This is a genomic window from Shewanella sp. SR44-4 (genome assembly GCF_014163715.1).
In the GTDB taxonomy this organism is placed as follows: Bacteria; Pseudomonadota; Gammaproteobacteria; order Enterobacterales; family Shewanellaceae; genus Shewanella.
In genome coordinates, this window is the sequence record NZ_JACJDU010000043.1 from 1 (window position 1) to 26649 (window position 26649).

The following is a 26649-nucleotide window of genomic DNA, read 5'->3' on the forward strand; positions in this document are numbered from 1 at the left end:
CTAAACTTGTTTAATATAGCTTCTTTAAATTGACCGGAATGCCTTTGATAATTCACTTGCTGTAACTTACCGCTCCCTGTTTATTTGTAAATTAATTGAGGCGACAACTATCCTGACACAGGGGGGTTTTTAAGGTGTACATTTCTATTCATTTCCATTTCCATTTCCATTTCCATATAGTTTAAAATACGTCCTATTAAAAACTAAATATATCAATTTAATTAGAAAAAAACCATTATCACTTTTAATGTATCTCTTCCAGAGCAGGGTGAAGACCCCGAACGTTTTTTAAACAAAAATAGTTTATTTAATGAGTTGTTATAACCCATAAAATCTTCATGGCTTGGACTATTTTTTGTTTGCAGGTTAAACGAATAGTTCAAAAAGCAAGCACTAATGCGGTTAACCTGTCTTCCAGAGCCTCCACATGAGTGTTGAAATGACACAAAAAAGCCCAAACGCAGTTGGGCTTTATTAACATGTAACATAGCAATTAAGACATTACATTTTGGTCTGTAAATAGTTTTGTAAACCAATACGTTCGATTAGACCGAGTTGCTTTTCTAACCAGTACATGTGGTCAGATTCAGTGTCATCTAATAACACTTCTAAAATTTCACGGCTTTGGTAATCAGCTTTTTCTTCACATAGCGCGATAACTTTACGCAAATGATCAGCTACATGATATTCGTATGCAAGATCATTTCTCAGCATTTCTTGCACATCTTTACCAATATTCAGCGCTTCACGGCTGCCAACATCTGGAGTGCCTTCTAAAAACAAAATGCGTTGAACTAATTTAGCTGCATGCAACTTCTCGTCGTCTGACTCATGCAGAATACGGGTATACAGTTCATTGAACCCCCAGTCTTCATACATGTGAGCATGGACAAAATATTGATCCATGGCAGACAATTCGCCGGTTAATAAACTATTTAAAGCGTCGATGACTTCTGGATGGCCTTTCATGATAATTTCCTATTAGTCGTTAATTTGTGATTGAAGATAATTTTGAATACCGGTTTGATTGATTAGCTCTTGCTGCGACTCAATCCAATCTAGATGTTCTTCTTCGTCTTCGAGTAAATCTTCAAATAAATCGCGGCTAACATAATCTTGCTGAGTTTCGCATACCTTAATGGCTTCACGCAAAATGGCAATTTGTTCCGTAATTGCAGTTAGATCACAGCTAAGCATTTCTTCAGCATGTTCACCAATGCGCAATTTATCTAACTGTTGTAGGTTAGGTAAACCTTCAAGAAACAATACACGTTCAATCAGCTTGTCAGCATGCTTCATGTCTTCAATCGATTTTTTATACTCTTTCTCATTAAGCTTTTCCAATCCCCAATGCTTAAACATGCGAGCATGTAAAAAGTATTGGTTAATGGCGGTCAGCTCACAGGTAAGTACACGATTGAGTTGGCTGATGACTTTAGGATGACCTTTCATAGTAATGTCCCTCGATAAATAATGTGATCTCGATCAATTACAAACAGGATAAAACACTATAGGGGTAATTGCAAATTTTCCTTTATTTTCACACACTTACAATTGATAACCATTATCATTATAACTAAGCTTTGTAACTCGTTAGCAATACATAAACATAAAAAAAGCCTTCAAAATGAAGGCTCTTTACAAAGCATCAGTTTATTAACTTAAGCTTTAGGCAATTAACGGTGTTAAATAATTCGATTTTGATTTAGCAACTCATTGCGAGCTTGCTCTTTTTCCATACGGCGTTTACGTTTGTCACATGGATCATCACAGTCACACGCTTTTTCAATTCCTAAAACACCTAAACCACCACAACTACCTTCTACCGCTTTCTTCTTTACGATATAGCCGATAGACATTAACAAAAAGAACAATAATAACACTACAAATGCTGCTATAAATGTACTCATTACAAACTCCAATTACTCATTCAGATAAGGGTATAATACTTTTTTAATCAATCAGTTTAAAATAAAGAACCTACTTAACATACGATTTAAACGCATCGCTGTAATAGACCTGATAACCCTGTTCTTGCTTCTCAATCAACATTATTGCTAAATTTTTCTCTTTAGCAAGTGCCAATGAAGCCTCAGTACCTAACACCATCATAGCGGTGGCATATCCATCTGCGGTCATACAACTAGAGTGTAACACGGTTGCAGAGGCAAGTTGATGCTTAATAGGATAACCGTTACGAGGATCGATTAAATGTGAAAAACGTTCGCCATTCTCTTGATAAAAGTTACGGTAATCACCCGATGTTGCTAATGACATGGTGCCAGGTTCAATCACTTGCTGAACGGCTTGTCCTTCACTCGTAGGTTGCTCAACAGCCACTCGCCATGGAGTTTTATCGGCTTTAGTACCTTTAACATTAAGCTCACCACCTATTTCGACTAAATAACCAGACACATGATATTTGTCTAATAGCGCGGCAATTTTATCGACACCAAAACCTTTTGCTATTGAAGATAAATCAACATACAGGTCTGCATTATGCTTAGTTAATGTTAAGCCTTTTATCGACAGTTCCTTGATGCCCATTTTAGCTTTAGCGTTATCGATTTGAGCTTGCGTCGGGATGGTTATAGGTCGTTTATCGGGACCAAAGCCCCACAAATTAACCACTGGTCCTAAGGTGATATCTAACGCCCCATCAGTCTCTTGATAAAGACGCATACCTTCTTCGATAACCTTAATGGTATCAGCGGATACTTTAACGCTTTGTTGAACTTGTAATTGATTGAACTTAGACAGTTCTGAGTCCGAACGATAAGTCGACATTTGATCGTTTACCACTTCCAATGCCATATCAATTTCAGCTTGCAGTAACTGCGGTTCTGGCAAGCGGTCATTGTTGACTACTTTAATATGATAAGTGGTCCCCATCGTACTACCAGATAATGAAATAATGGGCTCTGGTGAACTGCAAGCACTCACCAATAGCAATAACGCCGGCAATAGCAATAACTTGATTGAATTTACAGTCATGTCAAATTTACACTTGTAATAAATAAACAAAAAAAATTGCAGCGTGCAAGACCAGTGTTTAACCACCCTGTCTGCACTGCTGCAATCTCATGACTTACATGTCGATGTTATGGATTAACTCATTAACCACCGAAATCATCTAGTAAGATGTTTTCGTCTTCGACACCTAAATCTTTTAGCATACCAATAACTGCTGCGTTCATCATTGGAGGTCCACACATGTAGAACTCACAATCTTCTGGCGCATCATGGTCACGCAAGTAGTTTTCATACAATACGTTATGAATGAAACCGGTATAACCAGTCCAGTTATCTTCAGCTTGCGGATCTGATAACGCCACGTGCCATTTGAAGTTTTCATTTTCAGCCGCTAAGCCGTCAAAATCTTCAACATAGAACATTTCACGTTGCGAACGCGCACCGTACCAGAAGCTCATTTTACGCTTAGATTTAAGACGTTTTAATTGGTCAAAAATGTGTGAGCGCATTGGAGCCATACCAGCACCACCACCAATGAATACCATTTCTGCTTCGGTGTCTTTAGCAAAAAACTCACCAAATGGACCAGAAATCGTCACTTTATCACCGGCTTTTAAGCTCCAAATGTACGAAGACATTTTGCCGCAAGGCAAGGTTAAATTACGTGGCGGTGGCGTAGCAATACGCACATTCAACATAATAATGCCGAACTCTTCTGGGTAGTTAGCCATTGAGTAGGCACGAATGGTTTCTTCGTCTACTTTTGACTCTAACTTGAAGAAACCAAAGTGTTCCCAGTCGCCACGGTATTTATCAGGCACTTCAAACTCAGCATATTTAACATGATGAGCAGGAGCTTCAATCTGAATATAACCACCGGCACGGAAAGGCACAGATTCGCCGTCAGGAATTTGCAGCTTAAGTTCTTTAATGAACGTCGCTTTGTTATCGTTAGATAGAACCGCACATTCCCATTTCTTGATGCCGAAAATTTCTTCATCAAGTTCGATTTCCATGTCAGTTTTTACATTTACCTGACAAGATAAACGACAACCCTGACGTGCTTCGCCTTTACTAATGTGATCAAGCTCAGTAGGTAGAATATCACCACCACCAGACTTAATGTGTACACGACACTGGCCACATGAGCCACCACCGCCACACGCGCTCGATACAAAGATACCGTTGTCAGCTAAAACACTAAGTAGTTTGCCACCAGCACCTGTTTTAATTGCTTTATCTGCGTCGCCGTTAATACCAATCATGATATCACCGCTTGCCACTAGTTTTGATTTAGCAAATAAAATCACTAACACCAAAACCAAGACAATCACAGTAAACATACTCACACCTAGATAGACATCTAGCGGAGTAGATTCAAGAATACCCATTCACTTATCCTTAAAGGTTCAAATTAATGCGTCTTCTCAAGGTCTCTTAAAGAGAAACACCTGAGAATGACATGAAACCTAGAGCCATAAGACCTGCAGAAACAAAGGTAATACCTAAGCCACGTAAGCCATTTGGCACGTCAGAATACTTCATCTTTTCGCGGATACCGGCTAACAATACAATTGCTAACGCCCAACCAATACCAGAGCCAATACCAAATACTACGCTCTCGCCAAGGTTATAATCACGCTCAACCATGAAAGATACTGCACCAAAAATCGCACAGTTCACGGTAATTAAAGGTAAGAAAATACCCAACGCGTTGTACAAAGGTGGAAAGTACTTGTCTAAAGCCATTTCCAAAATTTGTACAAGTGCTGCAATCACACCGATAAAGGTGATGAACTTCAAGAAGCTCAAATCAGCATCAGGAAAACCAGCCCAAGCTAATGCGCCTGGAGCTAATAAACCTTGATAAATAATTTGGTTAGCAGGAACCGAAATAGCCAGTACCACGATAACTGCAACACCTAGGCCCATTGCAGTAGTGATTTTCTTTGATACAGCTAAGAAAGTACACATACCCAAGAAGAACGCTAGCGCCATGTTTTCAATGAAAACGGAGCGAATTAATAAACTAATATAATGTTCCATTGCGTTTACCCTTTTGCTTCAACTTGCTCTGGCTTATACGTACGGATCAACCAGATCAGACCACCGATCAAGAAGAATGCACTCGGTGGCAGTAGTAATAAACCGTTAGGCTGATACCAACCGCCGTCAGAGATTTTGCTGAGGATTTCTACGCCAAATAATGAACCATTACCAAATAGTTCACGCACAACGCCAACAGACAATAGAATTGCACCGTAACCTAAACCGTTACCGATACCATCCATAAAGCTCATCATTGGAGGGGTTTTCATTGCGTAAGCTTCAGCACGACCCATTACAATACAGTTAGTAATAATCAAACCTACGAATACCGATAACTGTTTAGAAATGGCATAAGCATAAGCTTGTAATACTTGGTCAACTACAATCACTAATGAAGCGATAATGGTCATCTGTACAATAATACGCACACTGCTTGGAATGTGGTTACGAATAAGTGAGATAAACAGGTTAGAAAACGCTGTTACCGCAGTTAATGCAATCGTCATTACTAATGCTGTTTCTAATTTACTAGTAACAGCAAGAGCACTACACACACCCAAAATTTGCAATGCAATTGGGTTATTATTGATAATCGGTCCGGTCAGAACCTGTTTAAGTTCTTTAACGTCAGCCATTAGCTTAACCCTCCGTTGCGTGCTTTAGCGATAAAGTTTGCGAAGCCTTCTTTACCTAACCAAAACGTCAATGAGTGTTGTACACCGTTACTGGTAAGTGTTGCACCTGAAAGAGCATCGACACCATGAACAGAACTAGCCACTGTAGGGTTTTTAGTTACACTAATGGCCAAGTTACCTTGCTCATCAAATAACTTTTTACCTTTCCACAATGCTTTCCATTTTGGATTTTCAACTTCGCCACCTAAACCAGGTGTTTCACCTTGGTCATAGTAAACAAGTCCTTGAACTGTGTTTAAGTCAGCCTCAAGTGCCAAAAGTGCATACATCGTTGACCACAAACCATAGCCGTGAATAGGAAGAATGACGCTAGTCAGTTTACCTTCATCATTATGAACAAGGTATACAACGGCGGTATCTGCAACACGTTTGATCGAAGCAATATCGTTTTCTGGCACTGACGAAGTGTCAGTATCACGAGACGCTTTGCGTTGATCGTAAAGGTTAGCATTACCCTCAACAAACTCACCGGTTTTAAGGTCAACTAAGCGAGCATCAACATATTGCTCATACTTGCTTAGAATTTCTTTCTTTGTGACTTTGCCTTCTTTGGTGTTTATCAGGCTCGCCGCTTCAAGAATATACTTTTGCTTATCGAGTAACTTATTTTCTTGCTGAATAGGCTTTAACACCACGGCAGCAGTCGAAACCAGTACTGAACAAACAAGACATAAGCCGACAACAACAAATAGCGTTCTACCGAACGAATCTTTATTACTAGCCACGAGCAATCCTCCGCTTGATATTTGACTGTACGACAAAGTGGTCAAATAATGGAGCAAATAGGTTAGCAAACAAAATAGCTAACATAATACCTTCTGGGAATGCAGGGTTAACCACACGGATAAACACCACCATTGCACCAATGAGGAAACCGTATGCCCACTTTGCAGTATTGGTAAACGACGCAGAAACCGGGTCTGTCGCCATAAACATCATACCGAATGCAAATCCACCTAACACTAAGTGCCAATACCAAGGCATTGCAAACATCGGGTTGGTGTCGCTACCTATCATATTAAGCAACGTCGCAATAGCGACCATACCTAAGAAAACACCACTAACGATTCGCCAAGAGGCAATACGGGCGTAAATGATAACTAGACCACCTAGCAAGATAGCAAAGGTAGACACTTCACCAACAGAACCTGGAATGAAGCCCATAAATGAGTCAATCCAGTTAGCCGTTGAGGCGTAGTCAAATGTACCTTGCGCTGCTTGGCTTAAGGCCGTTGCCCCAGAATAACCGTCAGCAACAACCCACGTGGTATCGCCAGACATGCTTAATGGGTAAGCAAAGTACAAGAAAGCTCGACCAGCTAATGCAGGGTTTAAGAAGTTACGCCCTGTGCCACCGAAGATTTCTTTTGCTACAACCACACCAAAGGTAATACCTAAAGCGACCATCCATAAAGGAATTGTTGGCGGTAGAGTTAATGCAAATAGCACTGAAGTAACGAAGAAACCTTCGTTAATTTCATGGCCACGCACTGACGCAAAGAGTACTTCCCAAAAACCACCAACAATGAAAGTCACTGCATAGATAGGTAAGAAGAAACACGCACCATAGAACATCAGAGACGTAATGCCCGAGTCTGCAGAGAGTTGAGCGCCAAATAATTCAAATAAGCCTACTTGCCAAACATCTGGTGTACCGAAACCGGCCACCATCGCTACTTGAGCCTGTAAACCTACGTTGTACATACCAAAAAACATTGCTGGGAATGTACATGCCCAAACCGTAATCATAATACGTTTTAGGTCGACATTATCGCGAACGTGGGTTGCCCCTTTGTTCACTTTACCTGGAGTATAAAATACTGTGGCTGCCGCTTCGTAAAGGGCATACCACTTTTCGTACTTGCCGCCTTTTTCAAATTGCGGCTCAATACGTTCGATAAAATCTTTCAAACTCATTAGCCTTCCCTCTCGATCGTATCTAAACAATCACGTAAATATGAACCATAGTCATACTTACCTGGACATACGAACGTACACAATGCCAAATCTTCTTCATCTAACTCTAATGCGCCTAAACGGACTGCGCCATCAAAGTCGCCAGAGAGTAAATCACGAAGTAGCATAGTAGGTAGAATGTCTAGAGGCATCACGCGTTCATAGTTACCAATAGGTACCATTGCACGGTCTGAACCGCCAGTACTAGTGGTCATATTAAATAGACGCGATGGGCTTAAATGGCCTAGGAATGCACGTGTAATAGAGAATTTGTCAGCACCAGGCATAGCCCAACCAAATAATTCTTTTTCATCACCTTCTTCCAGTACACTCACCTGCTGATGATAACGCCCCAAATAAGCTTGAGGTCCTACCGCAGTACGGCCGCTTAACACTGAACCCGAAATCACACGAACACCATCACCAACTGTTTCATCAGCAGTCAGTTCAGTCATGCTAGCACCTAAAACGGTACGAACTAGACGAGGGTTTTTCGCTTTAGGACCACCAATAGCAACCACACGTTCAGTGTTTAACACACCTTGAGTGAACAGTTGACCAAAAGCAATCACATCCTGATAGCCAATATGCCAAACAGTACGTGTTGCAGAAGCTGGTAGAACGTTGTGAATATGCGTACCTGCAAGACCTGCTGGGTGTTTACCCGCAAACTCTTGAACTTGGGCATTAGCTGCAGGGATATCGGCACCTTGAGCTTTACATAGGTAAACTTTACCTTCAGTTAATCGTGCTAGGACCTTTAGGCCATTTGCAAAATCTTCTTTATGTTGAGCTATGACTACCACAGGATCGGCAGCAAGAGGTTGAGTATCAATTGCAGTCACAAAAATACCCGCAGCAGTAGCATCTACAGCTGGCACTTTACTGAAAGGGCGTGTACGCAAAGCAGTCCATAAACCTGAATCAATCAGATTATCACGAACAACTTGTGCGTCTAACGTGTCTAACTTATCAGCATCGTATTGAGCAAAAGCAACGCTATCGTCACCTTCCACAGCAATAACAACTGACTGAAGTACACGTCTTGCACCTCGGTTGATTTCTAAAATAGTACCACTGGCTAAAGCCGTATATTTAACGCCTAAATTCTTTTTATCTTCAAAAAGAACTTGGCCTTTTTGTACTTTGTCGCCCACTTTGATTTTCATCGTTGGACGTAAGCCAATATACTCTTCACCCAAAGTCGCTACGTGTCTAATGGCTGGGCCATTATGGATAACTTGCTCTGGTCCGCCTGCTATAGGCAGTTCCAATCCTTTCTTAATTGTAATCATATCCACAAGCACTACGTTTGAAGGAAAGACAATGCGCCACGTTCCGCTACAAAAACAAAGTGTTAACAAACACTTGCCATTTGAGCTAGCGCAGATTTAACTCGAAAATGCGATCATAATCACGCTGGTCGCGCGCATTTTACCGCAAATATGAGACTATCGCCACGAAAATTATAGGTGTTTTCAAACCAATACCTAACACAATCGGTGGCTTTTAGATCAGACTAATTAAATTAGAACCTAGGAGTGAATGTTATCTGCTGAATTCTGATTTAAAAAAAATATAGCATTAATTTTTAAAGAAATAATTTTAGTTGTTTGTTTACAAGAACAGTTGCGCCTCAAATAACACCGCCCAAATGAGTCATCACTTGAGCAGTATTAGTATTTGGGAATAAAAGGCACAGCAAGCAGCGTTCAAATAGTGTTCAACACTGCCTATGTCTGGAAAAAACCACTTAGAAATGGCCTTGGTAACCAAAGTACGTAGTCATTTCAGATTGTGCTTGAAATCCCATTGCGGTGCTATTTGCCACTAACTCTTCGTCTAACAAATTATCTACACGTAAATACAACTCGTGCTGCTCAGTCAAACGGTAAGTTGCAGCGATATCAACCTTCCACTGACTATCAATAGCACGTTCATTGGTGAACCCACCTTGATAACCTAACTCAGATTGATATAAAGCTTGCGCCATAACGGACATATCACCATAAACAACACCAGAACTTAACGCCAGTTGCTGTTCTGACACCCAAGGTAGTTGGCTATTGGCAGCAAAACATGCCATCAATTCATTGCAATTAGCACTGTCTGTTTCTGCTTGGGTATATTGGTATTTGGCTTTGAATGGAATTGAAAAGTGATCAAATGTTAGTCCATACGCTATGCTCAAATCTGCGCCGACAACAGAGACATCCTTAATATTCTCTTGTAATGATATTTGTTCATAATCACATATCATGCCCTGCATACAGCTTACATGTTGGTTATCGTAATCATGCATATAAGCCGTCATGGCAATCGATAAAGCATCTTGTTGGTAGCTTAATGCTAATTGATATTGCAGCGCTTCTTGCGCTGTTTGCTCAATATTGCCGGCTGAAGCAGCTGTCCAAGCTTGTTTAGCTTGTAACGCGGCTAACCATGGCCCACTCTGATAAGCCACTTCAATAGAAGGCGACCAGCCATCATCAGAAAAGTCTGCAGCATTAAGGCTCGTATTTACATCACCAAGCTCACGAGAAACGCTGACATGCTCATAACCTAAACCGAGATTAATAGACCACTGACCATAATTTAATTTAGTGTCTACCGCTGATGAAAATGCCGAAGCATCATCAGTATACGTCAGTGCATATTCATCATCTGTTGTCGGCGTCAATGATAAATCATTGTTCCAAGACCAATCACGTTGACCTAAACGCATTTCAGCTTTATCTGTATGGTAGCGCGCACTATAAGTCACCTGATGCTGACCGTACATGCTGACACCTTTAGTTTGCATACCAAACCCAGCAAAATCGTTATTTTGGGTTAACGATCCTAAGTTTATCCCATCGGCGGTAGGTGTTGCTTCAAACATGGCAATCCGAGACAGCAACGCACTATTAATTTGTTCGCCATCAACAAATTGCATTGCTTGAGATTGTTGTGAATAGGTTTGATAATAAAAGTCGGTAGCCATCGTCGAAGTGGATGACATGATTAGCTTATGTGCTAACACGTAGCGTTGACGCTCGCCTTCAGTATTGTCGGTGCTGGCTGCTGAATATAATTGAGTCGGATTTACCGAAAAATCAACACTGGTTAACCCCAACGTTCCGCGGTCAGCTTCTTGCGATGAGTACTGATAACTAAATTCGGTCATTTGTTCATTGCGTGCTCCGGGTAAACTATCGGCAGCGATTTTGAACAGAATATCTTTTTGTGTCGTGTCGGCATCTCGGGCGACACGATAACCCACATCGTCAGCTGCAGATTGATAATCCACGGCTAATAACATGCCATTTTGCTTCGAAGTACCACTTAGCACAACCCCACCATTGATGGCATTATTGTCACTGCCTTCAACGTTGATATCGGTTGCATATTTTTGCGGACTAATTTGTACAGACTGATAATCAAGCTTACCAAAAGCAGCTTGTGAACTTTCAGTCACACTGGTCATGCTTGAAAAAGACACTTTTTGCTGGTGCAATAAATTGGGCTGCAATACTAAATGTTGTCCAGAATACGGCGCTGGAGAAAAGAATATACCATCTTGTAAAATGGCAACACCGTCAGTGGCACCTGCATGTGTGATCGTCACATCCTGATGTGGTCCGGTAGGTAACACTGTCGCGCCCGTCAACCCTAGTGCAATATCACTTTGGCGATAATGAAATTGGCTTATCGATAACTGTTGTAAATCGAGTTGATTATTAAGGTTATCAATAGACTCGGTCACCGTTTCTGCAACGGCATTGGTAGAATGGCAAACATAAAGCACTGCGGCTGCTATCACTGACAGGCTAAATGGGTGGTTAGACATATTAATCTCCGTATATGTGTCTGTTCACGCAAAAAATCGCTAAAATGGCGAATCACTTAGTAAAAATCGTTCATTACAATAACGGTTTCAGTTACATAAAAATAGCGTACTGTTAACGTTTACTCGACATATTAATCGTTGCTTCGCAAAAAAAAGCGGCTAAAGCCGCTTTTTTATCAAGATATCAGTTAATCGATTAGATTAAAGATTCCCTAAAATTTCGTCACTCAGTTTCAAATCATCGTTTTGGTTGACGCTCACGCCTGCAGCAATGATCATCCGAGCAATATCTTGCGCTTGTTCTAATGAATGCATTTCGTAAGTACCACATTGATATTCATTTAACTCAGGAATATCTTTCTGATCAATCACATTGGTTACATCAACCATTGCCGCTAGCCAGGAATCTGCAACTTTACTTTCTGTCGGTTGACCAATTAAGCTCATGTAAAAACCGGTACGGCATCCCATCGGAGAAATATCAATAATCTCTATACCATCACCGTTTAGATGTTCACGCATAAAACCTGCAAACAAATGTTCAAGTGTATGGATGCCACGTTCGCTGAGGATATCTTTATTGGGTGCACAGAAACGTAAATCGAATACCGTAATGGCATCGCCACTAGGGGTGCTCATGTGCTTGGCAACGCGAACCGCTGGAGCATTCATACGTGTATGATCTACGGTAAAACTGTCTAATAAAGGCATTGCTTTCTCCAAAGTAAATAATAATCTGACAATATAAAGCCTAATAACACGATAATATCACTATTTATGCATGGTCACAGTGAGAGTTTACGGTTGATGTTTGCCATCTAACTCAAAGCGACTTAAGGCGTCTTCTGTGTAACTAAAGTAGCGCTTTACTGACTTCTCGTTTGCCATGTAAGACTTCAGTACTTTATTAAATAACGGGTCTTTAGCCGCTTCACTGTTAAGCACATCATCTTTTGCATATTTTAATGCGCGTATCACAGTGTCGGGAAAAGGTTTAACTTGCACATTATGCTCGTTAAGCAATACGTCCATTGCAGCAATATGGCCTTGAGTATAATCATCTAACATATCTTGATTAATGGCTCTGGCTGCAACTTTAACAATCATTTTCAAATCATTGGGCAGAGTGGAAAATGCCTGTTTGTTAATCAAAAACTCCATCGTCGAACCCGGCTCGTGCCAGCCAGGGTAATAATAATATTTAGCCACCTGATCCAACCCGAGCGGCAAATCATTATAAGGCCCTACCCACTCAGCAGCATCAATCGCGCCAGTTTGCAGTGCGCCATATAATTCTCTGCCAGCGAGTGCATCAACAGGAACGCCGCCGAGCTTCTTGAGCACTTCACCTCCTATGCCTGGTAAGCGCATCTTGAGGCCTTTAAAATCTTCTGGGGTTGCAATGATTTTATTAAACCAGCCGCCCATTTGCATGCCAGTATTTCCACCAGCAAGCGGCAATACGCCAAAAGGCTGATAAACTTCCTCCCATAATTCCATGCCACCGCCATAATGAAGCCACGCATTCATTTGCTGTGCATTTAATCCAAATGGTATAGATGAAAAAAACTGAGCGGCAGGCGCTTTACCTTTCCAATAATATGACGCGCTATGAGCCATTTCAATCGTGCCATTACTCACACCGTCAAAAACCGACAACGCTGGCATTAATTCGCCGGCACCATAAACGGAAATCACTAAGCGACCGTTAGACATTTGCTCGACCAATTGAGCAAATCTTTCTGGAGCCATGCCTAAACCGGGCAAGTTTTTTGGCCATGAGGTGGCTAAACGCCATTCAATCACTTGATGAGGAATATAATCATTTTGCGCAACAGAACTTGTCTTCGAAGGCGTATCTTGTTGACAGCCTAACAATAACGTTAAGCCCAGCAACCAGCAGGTTTGTATCACCTTGCTCATGTAAATATCCTATCTCAATCGCACGCTTATTTTCATAACTGTAACATAATCATAACCAGTGACAAACATCACCTCACTACAATACAAAATAAAAAACCTCACAGGACATGTGAGGTTTTTTGTATAGTTCTGTCAGCAAGTTAATAACAATTAACCTTTATCGTTATCCCTTACAATTAGGAGTCCTAGGCACTTCATCCAAAGCTTGCCATTCTGGCTGGCTATAAGCATTTATGGAAAGCGCATGAACGCCATTGGCTAATTCATCTGCTAGCGCTTGGTTTACCAACCGGTGACGGGCAAGTAAGCGCTGTTCGCTAAATTGATCGCTAACTACAACCACTTTAAAATGGGTTTCTGAGTTAGGCGGCACATGATGACGATTACTCTCATTAATCACTTCAAGATGCAAAGGCGAAAAGGCGTGATTCAATTTATCGGTAATGATTTGTTCGACAGACATAGTGATACTCTTATTAATCCATATCGATTAAATCAAAGGGTACTGGTTTGCCGAATAAAGGTCAAACAAGCAGGGTAAAAGTTAACGTTTGAGCACAACTTTCTCAAGTCGATCTGAAATTAACTCCTTGGCCAATCGGTTATATCAACACTATCGATACAATATGACGCATGACTCTCATTGTGTTGCTGTAATGCCTCACGTCCCAACCATGCATTAATAAATAATCCTTGTGGGTCGTATGTCTGCTGCTGTTTTTGCAGATTAAAACGTCTCGAACCGCGTGGATCGGCACCAACACCGGCTAGATACTGCCAATTACCCCAATTCACAGCTGAATCATAATCAATTAATTGCTGTTGAAAATACGCCGCCCCATAACGCCAATCACATTGCAGTTCATTGACCAAGCAACTTGCTACAATTTGCCTGCCGCGGTTTGACATATAGCCAGTGTCATTTAACTGCTTCATCAATGCATTCACAAACGGATAAGGTGTAGTGGCGGTTTTCCAAGCTCGAATGCGTTGGGCGTAAAAACTGGTTAATGGTTTACGTCCATTAATGCCTGAAAATCTAAACACCAACGTATTGAATTTATGCGCGTAAAAATGGAAATACTCACGCCAAAGCAGCTCATACAAAATACACTCGGTCGATTCGTTAGCACCTTGTTGTAACTCAAATTGCTTTAATGCTGCGACGACTTGTCTTGCCGATAGACAACCATTGGCTAACCAAGGCGAAAACTTTGTTGAACATTCCCAGCCATCAAGTTCGTTTCGTACGGCTTTATAGTTATGGGCTAAATTTGACGAAAAGTAACTGTCTAGTTGCAATTTTCCTTGTGCTTCACCACCGCAAAAGACATTATTCATCGTTTGAGTTTGTGGCAACCAGCTAGGATAAGCCAGCCAAGACTGAAGTTGTTTGTCTTGTGGCTTAAGTGCGACCGTAGACGGGAGCCAAGATACTGCATCAATGGCAGGGCTGATATTAACGTTGTCGACCTTTTTACGGAACTGACTAAATGTCGGAGCCAGATCGGCTAATTCAAAAGGCAGTTGCTGCAGATCAAACAGAGTTTGGGTGGTAATCGTCGAATATTCAACATTGGGGCACTGCTGCTGAATGACTTGCCAAGCCGATTGCTCATCAACACCACTATGGTTACTACGATATACCCTTGAAATATTATGGGCTTGAATTATATAAGGTAACGATTTTTGCGCTGAGGCATAAACAATATGCACTTGTTGACCATATTGATTAAGCGTTTCATCTAAAGCCCGCAATGATTCTAATAAAAACCGCAGTCGGTACTTACCGACATACTCAGCCTGATATTGAGCTTGGCGAAACCAGTTAGGGTCGATGCAGTACACCACCATCAACTGTTGTGCATGCAGGGCTATATCTGCAAAGATGGCATTATCTGCTACCCGCAGATCATCACCTAACCAATAAAGTGCATTGACAGTAGAGTGTGATGTCGATTGTAAATTCGTTTCTTCGAAAGTTTGCCCATCAGCATTATTCATCTATTCATTACCACAGCTTGTACTAATGCTAATGAGTACGTATACATAGCGGTTAACGGTTCAATAATGATCCATTTTAGCGATATCCCCAAACTAGCTAGACCTTCGGTCTTCGAGGTCCTAGAGTCGCTTCGCGGATAGAGCGCTTCGCTTCTAGGAACAGCTTCGCTGCTAAGATTTTATAGCACCTAATCGCGCAGCATCCTAGGTGCTTAGCTTTTCGCTTATTATCGCTTGTCATTTATAGGATAGGAACCGCTTGGCTGCTAAGGTTTTATAGCATCTAGCCGCGCAGCGTCCTAGCCTCTAGGCCTTTCGCTTTTAGCTTTTAGCTTTTAGCTATGGCCATTAACGAGATTTGTTAACCATAGTAATTAGGGATAATGTGTCGAAAAGTAAAATTAATACGCGGTTCAGTTACCTTAAGACGCTTAGGTAACGCATGTTGCCAGTGTTGCTGCATACCGGGATGCATAATCAGTAAGTCGCCGGATGCCAAGGGAAAAGTAACTTTGGTTTGCGTCGGTTTATGGCGCACAACAAAATCTCTACAGGCGCCTAACGTGATAGACGCAATCGCCGAACCCGTGACGATTTCAGGTTCATCGTCACTGTGCCAGCCCATACAGTCACGGCCATCGGCATAGCGATTAACTAACACTGAATTACTGTCTATTTGATGATCGTTACGTAATTTTGCACGTAATCGACTTAATACTTTTGGCCAAGCGAGCGCGGTGATGTGCAATTTGGAATAGTGATAATCGCAACCCAGATCGCCAAACCAAGCTTGGGTGCGAGGAATAAAATGCTGCTTGCCATAGACTTCAATCGCCACGCGATCTAATGGGTATTGTTCTACTTCCATCATTAACAACTGTTGCTGCTTGGGTGACAAAAAACCTTTAATCCAAGTAACTGGTGGACTGATTTGGTTCATCGCTGTTGGCACAACAACGGTATCTTGAGTGAAGCCGCTTTGTGGCTCACCAAAATCTAATCCATGTTGAAATCCTGTCACCCGATCACCCTTTTATCTCGTTTACCTTAATTAATACCAACGTTTGATTCTCGCAATCCATAAACCTGAAACCACAATGACTGCCATTAAGATTAATACCGAAAAATAGCCAAAATGCCATTTTAACTCAGGCATATTGTCAAAGTTCATTCCGTAAATGCCGGCGACTAATGTTAATGGTAAAAAAATCGCGGTGACCATTGTTAATGTCATCATCACGCGGTTAGTTTTATGGGCACTCACCGAAATATAACCATTGATTAAACTGTCCACTAAACCTTGGTAAAGGCTGGCGCGACTCGATAGGCGTTCAAACTGATTATATAAATAGCTCAACTGTTCATAGTCCATCTTAATATGCAGATGGGTGTCATCGCCTAATAATTGTTGCAAGATTTCTTCGTGGTAACTAAACGAACGTTTGGCTTTTTGTAGCTTACTGCTATAAGCGATTAGCTCTGCTAATAAATCATCTGTAGACACATCAAAAATTTCATCTTCTATTTCCCCTAAACGCTCTTCTAATGCCAACATCACCGCCAGATAATCAATCACAATTTGGCGCATCAATTCAAAACTGACTCGGCTCATCTCTGAACTTTCGAGGCTACCTTGTGCACTAATGCGTTGGATAACTTTGTTCACACTGATAGAAGGTTTCAGGTGCTGAGTGACTAAAAAACGGTCATTTACATGCAATAACAACTGGCTGCGCTCGAGCAGAAGATACTCATCTCTAGCCATAAGCTCGTGGGTTAACAAATATGAATGTGAATCATATTCTTCAAACTGAGGGGGATGACGCTCCCGTTGTGCTTCTTCAAAATCGAGGTGGTCAATCCCAAACAAAGGATATTGCTTGAAAAACGCTTGGCTGTGCTGGCCTGAAATATCGACCCATATTAGCTGCTGTTGCGGGTCATACTGGCTCATGAGAGTCTCATCACCTTGTGATATCAACTGACCTTGCCCATTAAATAATAGTATTTGTATCGCCATGAAAACCCTTTCAACAACCCATTATTACTCTATATATGGCCTAACTGATCATCTCTGACTCGCCAGCCGTTTCAATGTGTTGTTTAATCTGCTCAAAATGACTATTGACCCAAGCACTACTGATTGGGCCCCAAGTTGAAATGCGATAATAACCTTCATTATGACGCTGACCTTGCTGCACAAAATCCACTTCAATACCAATATCAGCAAATGCAGCTATCGCATCTTGCAATGTCCTTCTTGGCATAAAAGTCAGTTTATGTAAGCTTAATAAGTTGTGTTGTTCTTCATCCAGCAGGTGCGCTAAATACAATTTTCGTAAAAATGCTTTTTGCGATTTATTGATCACGTAATTATTCGAAAACATCCTTCACACGCCCTATTACCTCTTCATCACTTAATAGAAATTACTGCATCTGTAGCCAATCACGCAAGCACTATTGCCAGTGTCAGTCGATTGTGACTGAATTAATCGCAGCATTGCGACTGAATTAATCATGGATCAAAGGATAATTGATTGATTTATCAATAACCCATTATGATTAACGCTACCTAAGTAGAGACAATCTGGTTATAGTTTTTAACAATCGATAGCATCAAAGATGGAAAACCAATAGACATGGATACCCCGCCGCAGTCAAAGAGCCCAATAGCACAACCGCAATCAACTGATCCGTCAGCGGTAAGTGATACAAACTCAGCTACGTCCTCTGCAGGAGACACATTAGCGCACGTTTATGACCATGGGCCACGTTTATCCCAAGATGAGTATATTCAACTTACCGAGTTACCACTGAGCAATACTGATCCTAATTACCCTAAACTATTATTGATCATTAGCAGTGTCGTGGCGGTGATAATCATAACTGTTTTAAGCGCATTTCTATTAATCACTAAACCGCTGCCATTGATGATAGCTTCAGTTGGTTTGGTTTCAGCCATGTTATTGGCCGTTGTGATGATTAAACTTATCCACCTTAAAGCACATAAAATTGCTTACGGATTGTTTAAACATGAAATGGTGTTTCGTGAGGGTTTATTTTGGGTATCAACAACGGCACTACCTTACACTCGGCTGCAACATGTTAATTTGTCTCAAGGGCCGCTCGAGCGAAAATACAACTTAGTCACCTTAAAATGCTTCAGTGCCGGCAGCGGATTAGCTGAGATAGATCTGCCAGGTCTTAATGCCGATTTAGCTGAACATTTACGTCAACATTTATTGAGCCAAGCAGCAGCAAGTCATCAATTACTCAGCACCGAAACAGAAATTGTTGATCCAACGCCATCTGACGCTGAAACGGATCCGTTATCCATTCAACCTCCTCAACAGGATAATCACAATGGATAAGTCATCAACATCATCAGATGATGCCCAGCCTGTTGATACCAATGGCATCGCAACGAATAGTTCATCCGATGCCAATATTGCTGAGGTGGCCAATACCCTTGATACGACAATAGAAAACAATAGCGCCGATACAAGGGAGCAGAACAGCAATTCAATAAGTGATTTACAACAATGGCAAGCACTGTCGGCTTGGTCTATTGTCAGCAATATTTTCAGTACCTTGAAAAACATTCTTAGTAATGGTTTCGCTATCGTGCCAATTGCCTATACCGGATGGCAGCAAGGTTTTGATATGCAGTGGGGCATATTGGCGTCGAGTGTTTTATTATTACTGGTGACAATTTTCGCGATAATAGAATGGCGTAAATTTCGTTTTCGTCTTCATAACCATCAGCTTGAAGTTAAACGTGGTTTAATATTTATCAAAAAGGATGAAATACCGCTAAGCCGAATACAAAATATTCGTTATGAACAGCCGTTTTACTTTAAGCCGCTGTCACTCGGCACTCTGGTGATTGAAACCGCTGGTTCTAAAAAAGACGAAGCTCATTTAGCAGCCTTAGATACATTACAGGCACAAACGTTAAAACGTTTACTATTAAATTTAAGCCATACAAAAGCAACCTCGACAGATGAGCTTCCAAACGTAAACAGTCAACAAAACGTTGATAACACCCAACCCATTGTGCGTAAAAGTTTAGCTGATTTAGTCTTATTTGGTTTTTATCAAAACAATTTTATTTGGTTTGCGGTTATCGCTGGTCCCATTGCAGGCCAAATAGATTGGGATAACATATTCGACTCACCGCTCGCGCAGCAGTTTTGGTTATGGGTCCAGCAGCAAACCCATCAAAACATTGGTTTGCAAACCATCATGGTCATCGTGGGGTTATTTGCGATTTACAGCTTGTTTTCGTTAATTTCAATTGTGGCAGCCATTTTAAAATATCATCCATATCAGCTCGACAAACATGATGAAACCCTACAGCGAAGTGGCGGTGTCATTTCGCATCAACAAGATGCGTTGGCCATAAAACGCATTCAACTAATCCAGGTTCAACAACCTGCTATTGCACGTTTATTTAACCGCTGGACCTTATACTTTAAACAAGTCAAAGGCCATGAGGTTGAACAAAAAACCAAGCAGCACATGCTAGTTCCTAGTGTAAAGTCAGCTGAAATAGCATCACTCTTGGCTAGCATTCCAAATATTAGTGGCGGTGCAAGTGCATTACCCAGTAGTTATAAGCCTATCCATATTAATTGGCTCACAAAGCGAATCGTTTTACCGCTGTTTGTAGCCATCGTACTTACCATTGTGGGTTACAGTGGTCATCATAGCCATGAGTTTTTTGAGTTTACTTGGTTTGCTACAACAATGATGATGTTAGCGGTTTATATTCGTTATAAACAATGGGGATATGTATTAGCAGATAAGGTTATTTGGCAGCATAGCGGCTTTTTCGGTCAACAATGGAAACGGGTCGCATTTGACAAAGTTCAACATGTTAAAATTACCCAAACTAAAGGCCAAAAACATGCTCAGCTAGCCTATGTTGAAATCGGATTAGCCAGTGGCAGTGTGATATTCCCGTATATTCCCATATCGGTTGCACAACAAATAGTGGCCCAGTCGCTCAATGCCACGGTCCATAATAATCACAATTGGATTTAATATAATGAATGAAATACACACAACAAATGTCAGCGTCGACGATGTTATCGAGTTTTGGTTTGTTCAAATATCCCCTAAACAATGGTGGGTAAAAGATATCGAGTTAGATTTGCACATAAAAAACACATATGGCGCCACGTTACAGGCGGCCATCAAGGGTGAGTTACAACATTGGCGTAAAGATGCCCAAGGTCGATTGGCCGAAATAATCGTATTAGACCAATTTTCGCGAAACATTTATCGCGATACTCCAACCGCGTTTGCCGCTGACAATATCGCGTTAGAGCTTGCGCAACAAGCCGTTGCACTAGGTTGTTTAGCAGAGTTACCCATTCAACAGGCTGCATTTTTAATCATGCCCTACATGCATAGCGAATCAATAGTTATCCACCAGCAAGCTTTGCCTTTATTTGAACAATATGCACCCGACAATTTACGCAGCCAGCGACAACACCAAGCGATTATTGCTCAATTTAATCGCTATCCACACCGCAATGTCTTATTAGGCCGCGAGTCTACGGCTGCCGAACTCACATTTTTAACTCAACCCGGTTCTCGCTTTTAAGCAGACGAAAATCACCACGACATAAACGATAAATGTCGATTTTATTTAACCACTAACACCGGGCAATCAGCTTTATTGGCAATCGCTTCAGCCACATTATCATGCAAAAAATGAGACAGTCCGCTTCGACCATGGCTGGCAATAACCACCATACCAATGTCACCGCTGTTGGCCTCGGCCAAAATTTCATCAATGGCATCACCACGTCGAATAACCGTTTCAATCTTTAAATTAGTATTCAACTGACCTAATAACTCGTGCATTTTACTCGCCGCTGCATCTTCCATACTTTTAGCCAACTCTTCGGGCGTTATCGCAAGAATCATATAATTCTCATCACCGAAAGGTTGATCTACTACGTGTAAAATACGAATGCCCACTTGATATAAATTTGCCATTTCAATGGCATATCGTAAAGCATGTGCCGCTGTATCAGAAAAATCTGTAGGCCATAAAATATTACGTGTTCGCATATTATTCTCCTCCGCAATGCAAAGTGTGCTTTTGCAACGACATGACACCCTTTACTAGAACACACTCGGATCCATCTCAACAAATTAAGTATAGTCAGTATTAAAAACTTACTTAGTGATCAAAATCAAATCAAATGCGAAAACTTGCTTTGGATCATAAACAAGCATAATATCAGACCGACTAATCAGTCGGTTTGTTAGCTCGATTCATGTAGGGTTTATCAAATCAACATCGTTATTTTTGCTGGAGCTTTAATATGAATATGGCCGTTGATAATAATCAAACTCAATTACGACAGTTACTGACTGATCAACGAGCACGTTTTCAGTCCAATCCGGCACCTGATTACCAATCACGGGTAGATAAATTAACCAAGCTAAAACAAGCTTTACTTGATTACCAACAACCCATCATCGATGCATTAATTAGTGATTACGGTCACAGATCGCCAAACGACACCATCATTTCGGATATTATGCCTTGTGTAAATAACATCAATTACACTATCAAGCATCTTAAAACATGGATGAAACCCAGTCGTCGTCATGCCGGTTTATTACTCTCCCCTGCCAAAGTGTCGGTGCAATATCAGCCCCTGGGCGTAATCGGTATTATTGTGCCGTGGAACTTCCCGGTAATGTTATCTATGGGTCCGTTAACCACCGCCATTGCTGCTGGTAACGGGGCAATGTTGAAAATGTCAGAATTTACGCCGGCGACCAACACCGTATTACGCAAAATGTTAGCAACTATTTTTGCCCCTACTGAAGTTGAGCTAGTGGAAGGTGAAGCTGATGTAGCCGCTGCATTTTCAGCATTACCGTTTGACCATATTCTGTTTACCGGCTCAACCGTTGTTGGCCGCCATGTTATGCGTGCAGCAGCTGATAACCTGACACCTGTAACATTAGAATTAGGTGGTAAATCTCCAGCCATCATCGCTCCCGACATGCCAATCGATACCGCTGTAGAACGACTTATTTTTGGTAAATGTTTAAATGCTGGCCAAATTTGTGTCGCGCCTGACTATGTGTTGTGCCCTGCGGAAAAAGTTGACGCGTTTATTGCTGCTTATCAACGTCGCTTTAATAAAATGTACCCTAAATTCGACACCAACCAAGATTACGGCAATATCATTAATGATCGCCAATACCAGCGTCTGCTAGCGGTGCTAGAAGATGCCAAAGCCAAAGGTGCAACAGTCACCTCCGCAATTGATGGTCCAATATCGACAACTCAGCGAAAAATAGCCACTCAACTAGTCACACATACCACAGACGATATGCTCATTATGCAGGATGAAATTTTTGGCCCTTTATTACCCATTATTAGCTATCAGTCGATAGATGAAGCAATAGGTTATATCAACCGAAATGACCGACCATTAGCCTTGTATCTCATGAGTTTTGAACAACAAACGCAGCAACAAGTATTGCAGCAAACTCATTCTGGTGGCGTTTGTATTAATGACACAGTATTCCATGTGGCCGCGGATGACGCGCCCTTTGGCGGTATTGGTCCGTCTGGCATGGGGCACTATCATGGCAAGGAAGGTTTCTTAACCTTTAGTCATGCTAAGACCATATTGAACAGTGGCAAAATCAATACTGGCATTTTTGTTCACCCTCCTTATGGCGGCGTGATTCAAAAATTATTGATGAAGTTTTTCTTACGTTAACTCTCTCATAGTCGCGACTGCAAGTATTGCTGTTGTTAGCGATACTTGCTGAGCAAAGTTTGTCATAAAATATGACTAGATAAATTATCCATAGCCTAATAAATCCATAGATAAATAGACCAAAGATTAATAGCTCCATAGATAAAGTAGGTATGTTGACTCCATGAGCAGTAAATCGATTGTGAACACCGATAAAAAACAAGCCATTTTAAACGCGGCTTTACAGCTGTTTGTTAACAAAGGCTTCAATGCGACATCGACGGCATCCATAGCAAAAGCAGCTGGCGTGGCAACAGGCACGTTATTTCATCATTTCCCGACAAAAAAAGACATCATGAATCAGCTTTTTTTATCGATTAAACAAGAGTTTGCTACCAACATGGTGAGCAGTACCGATTTTAGTGGCGATATCGAACAAGATGCCAATACGTTATGGCAAAAAGCCATCGACTGGGCCATTGCACAACCCTTAAAGCAACTTTTTTTTCTACAATACTCGATGTCAGCAGACATTGATGCTGAGGTCAGAAAGCAAGCAATGAACAGCATTCTTGGATTTGTCGTCGAATTGATTACTCAAGGTAAACAACAGCAAATTATCGCTGACATTCCCAACGCCTTATTGCTCGAAAATTGCCATGGTCAATACCTAGCTGCCATCCGCTTTTTTACTGACAACCCGCATTTAGGTGATGACGAAATATACAGACACGCCAGTTTCAGACTATTTTGGCAGGCAATGAAAGCGTGATAGAAAGTATTAATCTAAACTAAAGTTGGTTAAATCAACATCATCAGCAGGTGTTGACGCACTATCAAAATCTAATTGTGGAGTGTGTGACGTTTGCTGGGTTTGTAACTCCAGCTGCTTAGCTTTATGTAAGGCATATTGACGGCGACGTTTGCGCTGTGTGCACAAACGGATCACATCTTGTTTTTGCAATTCGCTGTAACTCATCCAGTTAAAACGTTCATCACGGCTTCGAAGACAGCCCATACAATACCCACGACTGTCTGACTGACAAACGCCGATACATGGACTGGGCACCGCAAAAAAACTTAACTGTTCCATCATTAGAATACTTAACCTCAGCTAATATTGAATTTGGAACTTAACATTTAAATACACGATATAGCCATTTGTAACTGAGATAGAAAGCAATTGCTTGCCATATCAACCAAAGCCAGCATTAAACATTGTTATATTAAGGTTATACTAATTGAGCTAATTTTGTACATTATTGCAAGTTAATAAGGAGGGTCTCATGATAAATTTAAGACGTTCAGGGCAAGATTCAACACGTAAACCAATGTGGATTAACACTATTTTACTGTTAAGTGGCTTAGTACTACTTGCATCTTGTGCAACAAAACCAAAGCAAGATTATGATGTTAATTATGATTTTTCAACACTCAAAACATTCAACCAACTCACTGTAAAGCAAACAGATGATCCGTTAACTGCAGATCGCATTAATGATGATATTAAACAATCATTACTTAGCCAAGGTTATGTATTTAAAGCCGATAATGCCGACTTTGTAGTGAACTATGCTTTTGTGACTGAAAACAAAGAAAAAGATTCAGGATTATCTATTGGCTTAGGTTCGGGTACTTGGGGGTCTGGTGGCGGTATTAGTCTTGGCACCAGTATTGGTATCCCGCTAGGCAGTGACACCGCTAAAACTCAAACCATTCAAATTGATATTATCGATCCCACAGATAAACGCCTCATTTGGCGTGGTAATGGTCAGTACCACTTTGACGAGGGCGGTGAAGATAAAGCCAAAGGTATTAATCAAACGGTTGCTGCTATTTTGGCGCAATTTCCACCCAAAAAATAATCTACCATCGATTTAGCCGCAACTTACTCATAAGTGAATTGCGGCTTATTCAAATAGAGACTACCGCTCAACTAAGCGACTAAACACAAATATCTATTTAGCAATTTGCCACTACACGGTAAACTAGCCATCACACTACTTTATTGACCCAGTTGAAATGACGACAGAAACATATAACCAAGCTTTATTAACACTTGCGCTAGCTGGAATAGAAGCCATAAACACCTCCGCGTCACAGCACAAAGCGGTCAGAACGCCAGCACAAGAAAGCCATTTTTTATGTAACTGGATGGTTGAGTCGTTAAAAACAAAACGTTTTTCAAAACTAATGGCCGACGACTTAACGGCCTGGATCCGTCAAGCGCGTAGTCAAGGAGCTGGGGCTCAACTAAAACGATTATTAATCTGTATTGCCGATCAATACCAACAGGCTAACAACAGTGACATCGCTACAGGTGTTGGTCTTAAGAACATGTTAGCGGGGCTCACAGCACAAGAATGGGTAGTGATCACCGATACCGATATTGATGCAAAACTGAAACTCGACAGTGATGGTAAATCCAGTTTAATTATCTCAGCAAAAGATTTTAATCAACACATTGTAGATGACAAAATAGTAAAACCCATCTCAATGTACATTCGGGGAGATGAAAAGCTGGTGGCTCGTTTAGCGCTAGAGCAAGGTATATTACTCAGTCCAGGCAATAAAAAAACCTCATTAATCAAACACCATAAAACTTACGTATTAATGCCAAGCAATTTACACCAGAGTTTATGCTTACTGTGTCTTGATCTATATTAAGTATTAAAAGTTGGTGTCGTATTAATACAACGGTAAGAATAAGGAAACACCATGAAAAAATGCTTTATTGCACTCACCTGCCTTGTGATGTTTTTTTGTGGTCCCACCGTTCAAGCGAACACAGCGCTGAAGTACAACGTCAACGCTTCAAGCAGTTGGGTGCCCTACTACATTACAGAATCGCCAAAAGAGCCTGGAATATTAGGGGAGTTGGTTCCGTTATTGCTTGCCAAAGCTAATATTGAAATTGAAAAACACAATTTTCCGCCGAAAAGAACAAACTATGCACTCGATAATGGCTTATTAGACTTTGACTTTGTGAGCCCTGGTTGGTTTCCTAATCAAGAATTAGGCACACTTTTTGTCCAGTCAAACCCCATTATCGCTATCCAAGAAAACATTATTACCTTAGAAGAAAAAGCCAACGATTGGCAAAGTATTGATAACATTAAAGGTAAAGAAATAGGCACAGTACGTGGTTATTTGTACCATGATGATGCTGAATTTATTCGAGTCGATTTTACTTCTGAACGCGACCTCATAAGAGCACTTTATAAAAATCGCGTTGGTGCTGCTATATCTGGTGATTTACCAGCGTTGTATTGGGCCAAAAAACTCAACAACCCAATTACCCTCGCTGCTATTCATTCAAAAGGCCACTTAGTTATGCGCCTTCGTAAAGAGCATGCGGCCTTACTGCCACAAATTAATGCCGCTATAGCAGAACTTGAACTAAATGGTACAACTCAAAGCATTATCGACAAATACACCAAGCAAGATGTATTTAATCGATAATTCAATAAGACAATTA

Annotated in this window: 28 protein-coding genes; 8 read left to right on the forward strand and 20 right to left on the reverse strand. The window is 41.1% G+C overall.

Annotated elements, in window-relative coordinates:
• Nucleotides 1–501: 501 nt before the first annotated feature.
• The 18 genes from bfr (H5125_RS16990) to H5125_RS17075 form a co-directional block, all read right to left on the reverse strand.
• Entirely contained in the window at nt 502–969 is a 468-nt protein-coding gene (gene bfr, locus H5125_RS16990) for a bacterioferritin (RefSeq protein ID WP_059746496.1), read from the reverse strand.
• Between the two features lie 12 nt (nt 970–981).
• Nucleotides 982–1452 (reverse strand): bacterioferritin, encoded by a 471-nt coding sequence (gene bfr / locus H5125_RS16995; protein ID WP_101085791.1) that lies wholly within the window; start codon nt 1450–1452, stop codon nt 982–984.
• A gap of 233 nt (nt 1453–1685) precedes the next feature.
• A complete protein-coding gene (nqrM, locus tag H5125_RS17000; RefSeq protein ID WP_011636430.1) occupies nt 1686–1910 on the reverse strand; it encodes a (Na+)-NQR maturation NqrM in 225 nt (74 codons plus the stop codon).
• A 70-nt stretch (nt 1911–1980) separates the two neighbouring features.
• Nucleotides 1981–2994 (reverse strand): FAD:protein FMN transferase, encoded by a 1014-nt coding sequence (locus H5125_RS17005; protein WP_182744829.1) that lies wholly within the window; start codon nt 2992–2994, stop codon nt 1981–1983.
• A 122-nt stretch (nt 2995–3116) separates the two neighbouring features.
• Nucleotides 3117–4364, reverse strand: a complete 1248-nt coding sequence (gene nqrF, locus H5125_RS17010) for an NADH:ubiquinone reductase (Na(+)-transporting) subunit F (RefSeq protein WP_101085795.1) — start codon at nt 4362–4364, stop codon at nt 3117–3119.
• A 46-nt stretch (nt 4365–4410) separates the two neighbouring features.
• Nucleotides 4411–5019, reverse strand: coding sequence for an NADH:ubiquinone reductase (Na(+)-transporting) subunit E (nqrE, locus tag H5125_RS17015; protein WP_101085796.1), 609 nt, complete (start codon nt 5017–5019; stop codon nt 4411–4413).
• Nucleotides 5020–5024: 5 nt separating this feature from the next.
• Nucleotides 5025–5657, reverse strand: a complete 633-nt coding sequence (locus H5125_RS17020; protein ID WP_101085797.1) for an NADH:ubiquinone reductase (Na(+)-transporting) subunit D — start codon at nt 5655–5657, stop codon at nt 5025–5027.
• Nucleotides 5657–6442 carry a Na(+)-translocating NADH-quinone reductase subunit C gene (locus tag H5125_RS17025; protein WP_101085798.1) on the reverse strand — a complete coding sequence of 262 codons (786 nt, stop codon included), beginning with the start codon at nt 6440–6442 and terminating at the stop codon, nt 5657–5659. Before H5125_RS17025 ends, H5125_RS17020 begins: the two co-directional genes overlap by 1 nt.
• The gene (locus H5125_RS17030; RefSeq protein ID WP_101085799.1) at nt 6435–7634 is read right to left on the reverse strand and encodes an NADH:ubiquinone reductase (Na(+)-transporting) subunit B; all 1200 of its coding nucleotides are present in this window, start codon (nt 7632–7634) and stop codon (nt 6435–6437) included. The genes H5125_RS17025 and H5125_RS17030 overlap by 8 nt, the downstream gene beginning before the upstream one ends.
• Nucleotides 7634–8968 (reverse strand): Na(+)-translocating NADH-quinone reductase subunit A, encoded by a 1335-nt coding sequence (locus H5125_RS17035; protein ID WP_101086299.1) that lies wholly within the window; start codon nt 8966–8968, stop codon nt 7634–7636. Before H5125_RS17035 ends, H5125_RS17030 begins: the two co-directional genes overlap by 1 nt.
• Before the next feature lie 458 nt (nt 8969–9426).
• Nucleotides 9427–11502, reverse strand: coding sequence for a TonB-dependent receptor domain-containing protein (locus tag H5125_RS17040; protein WP_182744830.1), 2076 nt, complete (start codon nt 11500–11502; stop codon nt 9427–9429).
• Nucleotides 11503–11703: 201 nt separating this feature from the next.
• On the reverse strand, nt 11704–12213 hold the full coding sequence (gene luxS, locus H5125_RS17045; RefSeq protein ID WP_011636421.1) for an S-ribosylhomocysteine lyase: 510 nt from the start codon (nt 12211–12213) through the stop codon (nt 11704–11706).
• A gap of 87 nt (nt 12214–12300) precedes the next feature.
• Nucleotides 12301–13425 (reverse strand): TRAP transporter substrate-binding protein, encoded by a 1125-nt coding sequence (locus H5125_RS17050; protein ID WP_162022512.1) that lies wholly within the window; start codon nt 13423–13425, stop codon nt 12301–12303.
• Nucleotides 13426–13588: 163 nt separating this feature from the next.
• Nucleotides 13589–13888, reverse strand: a complete 300-nt coding sequence (locus H5125_RS17055) for a BolA family transcriptional regulator (protein WP_101085802.1) — start codon at nt 13886–13888, stop codon at nt 13589–13591.
• 119 nt (nt 13889–14007) lie between these two features.
• A complete protein-coding gene (locus H5125_RS17060) occupies nt 14008–15429 on the reverse strand; it encodes a DASH family cryptochrome (protein ID WP_182744831.1) in 1422 nt (473 codons plus the stop codon).
• A gap of 361 nt (nt 15430–15790) precedes the next feature.
• Entirely contained in the window at nt 15791–16369 is a 579-nt protein-coding gene (locus H5125_RS17065; RefSeq protein WP_194956155.1) for an alpha-ketoglutarate-dependent dioxygenase AlkB, read from the reverse strand.
• A 111-nt stretch (nt 16370–16480) separates the two neighbouring features.
• Nucleotides 16481–17449, reverse strand: coding sequence for a magnesium transporter CorA family protein (locus H5125_RS17070; RefSeq protein WP_162022509.1), 969 nt, complete (start codon nt 17447–17449; stop codon nt 16481–16483).
• A gap of 40 nt (nt 17450–17489) precedes the next feature.
• A complete protein-coding gene (locus H5125_RS17075; RefSeq protein ID WP_182744832.1) occupies nt 17490–17816 on the reverse strand; it encodes a winged helix-turn-helix domain-containing protein in 327 nt (108 codons plus the stop codon).
• A gap of 252 nt (nt 17817–18068) precedes the next feature.
• Between H5125_RS17075 and H5125_RS17080 the strand changes: the two genes are divergently transcribed.
• Genes H5125_RS17080 through H5125_RS17090 form a run of 3 tightly spaced genes read left to right on the forward strand, consistent with a single transcriptional unit; the run spans nt 18069 to nt 21040 of the window.
• Nucleotides 18069–18800, forward strand: a complete 732-nt coding sequence (locus H5125_RS17080) for a PH domain-containing protein (protein ID WP_182744833.1) — start codon at nt 18069–18071, stop codon at nt 18798–18800.
• Nucleotides 18793–20475 carry a PH domain-containing protein gene (locus H5125_RS17085; RefSeq protein ID WP_182744834.1) on the forward strand — a complete coding sequence of 561 codons (1683 nt, stop codon included), beginning with the start codon at nt 18793–18795 and terminating at the stop codon, nt 20473–20475. The genes H5125_RS17080 and H5125_RS17085 overlap by 8 nt, the downstream gene beginning before the upstream one ends.
• Before the next feature lie 4 nt (nt 20476–20479).
• The gene (locus H5125_RS17090) at nt 20480–21040 is read left to right on the forward strand and encodes a DUF924 family protein (RefSeq protein ID WP_182744835.1); all 561 of its coding nucleotides are present in this window, start codon (nt 20480–20482) and stop codon (nt 21038–21040) included.
• A gap of 41 nt (nt 21041–21081) precedes the next feature.
• On the opposite strand, the gene H5125_RS17095 is transcribed toward H5125_RS17090, so the two are convergent.
• Complete coding sequence (locus H5125_RS17095) at nt 21082–21513, reverse strand: universal stress protein (RefSeq protein WP_101085810.1); 432 nt, start codon at nt 21511–21513, stop codon at nt 21082–21084.
• A 257-nt stretch (nt 21514–21770) separates the two neighbouring features.
• On the opposite strand from H5125_RS17095, the gene H5125_RS17100 reads away from it, so the two are divergent.
• Together H5125_RS17100 and H5125_RS17105 are read left to right on the forward strand one after the other, a co-directional pair.
• Nucleotides 21771–23192, forward strand: coding sequence for a coniferyl aldehyde dehydrogenase (locus H5125_RS17100; protein WP_182744836.1), 1422 nt, complete (start codon nt 21771–21773; stop codon nt 23190–23192).
• 163 nt (nt 23193–23355) lie between these two features.
• A complete protein-coding gene (locus H5125_RS17105; protein WP_162022504.1) occupies nt 23356–23943 on the forward strand; it encodes a TetR/AcrR family transcriptional regulator in 588 nt (195 codons plus the stop codon).
• Between the two features lie 9 nt (nt 23944–23952).
• Here H5125_RS17105 and H5125_RS17110 read toward each other — a convergent pair whose 3' ends face one another.
• Nucleotides 23953–24264, reverse strand: coding sequence for a DUF1289 domain-containing protein (locus H5125_RS17110; RefSeq protein WP_182744840.1), 312 nt, complete (start codon nt 24262–24264; stop codon nt 23953–23955).
• A gap of 238 nt (nt 24265–24502) precedes the next feature.
• Here H5125_RS17110 and H5125_RS17115 point away from each other — a divergent pair, with 238 nt between their 5' ends.
• The 3 genes from H5125_RS17115 to H5125_RS17125 all read left to right on the forward strand — a co-directional run bounded on the left by H5125_RS17115 (nt 24503) and on the right by H5125_RS17125 (nt 26633).
• Entirely contained in the window at nt 24503–25036 is a 534-nt protein-coding gene (locus tag H5125_RS17115; protein ID WP_182744841.1) for a DUF4136 domain-containing protein, read from the forward strand.
• A gap of 157 nt (nt 25037–25193) precedes the next feature.
• Nucleotides 25194–25838, forward strand: coding sequence for a DUF2913 family protein (locus H5125_RS17120; RefSeq protein ID WP_101085815.1), 645 nt, complete (start codon nt 25194–25196; stop codon nt 25836–25838).
• Nucleotides 25839–25889: 51 nt separating this feature from the next.
• Nucleotides 25890–26633 carry an ABC transporter substrate-binding protein gene (locus H5125_RS17125; protein WP_101085816.1) on the forward strand — a complete coding sequence of 248 codons (744 nt, stop codon included), beginning with the start codon at nt 25890–25892 and terminating at the stop codon, nt 26631–26633.
• The last annotated feature ends 16 nt before the right edge of the window (nt 26634–26649 follow it).

Bases quoted from the DNA above. Each gene is read 5' to 3' on its own strand.
- bfr (WP_059746496.1), bottom strand. From the start codon at position 969: ATGAAAGGCCATCCAGAAGTCATCGACGCTTTAAATAGTTTATTAACC.
- bfr (WP_101085791.1), bottom strand. From the start codon at position 1,452: ATGAAAGGTCATCCTAAAGTCATCAGCCAACTCAATCGTGTACTTACC.
- nqrM (WP_011636430.1), bottom strand. From the start codon at position 1,910: ATGAGTACATTTATAGCAGCATTTGTAGTGTTATTATTGTTCTTTTTG.
- H5125_RS17005 (WP_182744829.1), bottom strand. From the start codon at position 2,994: ATGACTGTAAATTCAATCAAGTTATTGCTATTGCCGGCGTTATTGCTA.
- nqrF (WP_101085795.1), bottom strand. From the start codon at position 4,364: ATGGGTATTCTTGAATCTACTCCGCTAGATGTCTATCTAGGTGTGAGT.
- nqrE (WP_101085796.1), bottom strand. From the start codon at position 5,019: ATGGAACATTATATTAGTTTATTAATTCGCTCCGTTTTCATTGAAAAC.
- H5125_RS17020 (WP_101085797.1), bottom strand. From the start codon at position 5,657: ATGGCTGACGTTAAAGAACTTAAACAGGTTCTGACCGGACCGATTATC.
- H5125_RS17030 (WP_101085799.1), bottom strand. From the start codon at position 7,634: ATGAGTTTGAAAGATTTTATCGAACGTATTGAGCCGCAATTTGAAAAA.
- H5125_RS17035 (WP_101086299.1), bottom strand. From the start codon at position 8,968: ATGATTACAATTAAGAAAGGATTGGAACTGCCTATAGCAGGCGGACCA.
- H5125_RS17040 (WP_182744830.1), bottom strand. From the start codon at position 11,502: ATGTCTAACCACCCATTTAGCCTGTCAGTGATAGCAGCCGCAGTGCTT.
- luxS (WP_011636421.1), bottom strand. From the start codon at position 12,213: ATGCCTTTATTAGACAGTTTTACCGTAGATCATACACGTATGAATGCT.
- H5125_RS17050 (WP_162022512.1), bottom strand. From the start codon at position 13,425: ATGAGCAAGGTGATACAAACCTGCTGGTTGCTGGGCTTAACGTTATTG.
- H5125_RS17055 (WP_101085802.1), bottom strand. From the start codon at position 13,888: ATGTCTGTCGAACAAATCATTACCGATAAATTGAATCACGCCTTTTCG.
- H5125_RS17060 (WP_182744831.1), bottom strand. From the start codon at position 15,429: ATGAATAATGCTGATGGGCAAACTTTCGAAGAAACGAATTTACAATCG.
- H5125_RS17065 (WP_194956155.1), bottom strand. From the start codon at position 16,369: ATGAACCAAATCAGTCCACCAGTTACTTGGATTAAAGGTTTTTTGTCA.
- H5125_RS17070 (WP_162022509.1), bottom strand. From the start codon at position 17,449: ATGGCGATACAAATACTATTATTTAATGGGCAAGGTCAGTTGATATCA.
- H5125_RS17075 (WP_182744832.1), bottom strand. From the start codon at position 17,816: ATGTTTTCGAATAATTACGTGATCAATAAATCGCAAAAAGCATTTTTA.
- H5125_RS17080 (WP_182744833.1), top strand. From the start codon at position 18,069: ATGGATACCCCGCCGCAGTCAAAGAGCCCAATAGCACAACCGCAATCA.
- H5125_RS17085 (WP_182744834.1), top strand. From the start codon at position 18,793: ATGGATAAGTCATCAACATCATCAGATGATGCCCAGCCTGTTGATACC.
- H5125_RS17090 (WP_182744835.1), top strand. From the start codon at position 20,480: ATGAATGAAATACACACAACAAATGTCAGCGTCGACGATGTTATCGAG.
- H5125_RS17095 (WP_101085810.1), bottom strand. From the start codon at position 21,513: ATGCGAACACGTAATATTTTATGGCCTACAGATTTTTCTGATACAGCG.
- H5125_RS17100 (WP_182744836.1), top strand. From the start codon at position 21,771: ATGAATATGGCCGTTGATAATAATCAAACTCAATTACGACAGTTACTG.
- H5125_RS17105 (WP_162022504.1), top strand. From the start codon at position 23,356: ATGAGCAGTAAATCGATTGTGAACACCGATAAAAAACAAGCCATTTTA.
- H5125_RS17110 (WP_182744840.1), bottom strand. From the start codon at position 24,264: ATGGAACAGTTAAGTTTTTTTGCGGTGCCCAGTCCATGTATCGGCGTT.
- H5125_RS17115 (WP_182744841.1), top strand. From the start codon at position 24,503: ATGTGGATTAACACTATTTTACTGTTAAGTGGCTTAGTACTACTTGCA.
- H5125_RS17120 (WP_101085815.1), top strand. From the start codon at position 25,194: ATGACGACAGAAACATATAACCAAGCTTTATTAACACTTGCGCTAGCT.
- H5125_RS17125 (WP_101085816.1), top strand. From the start codon at position 25,890: ATGAAAAAATGCTTTATTGCACTCACCTGCCTTGTGATGTTTTTTTGT.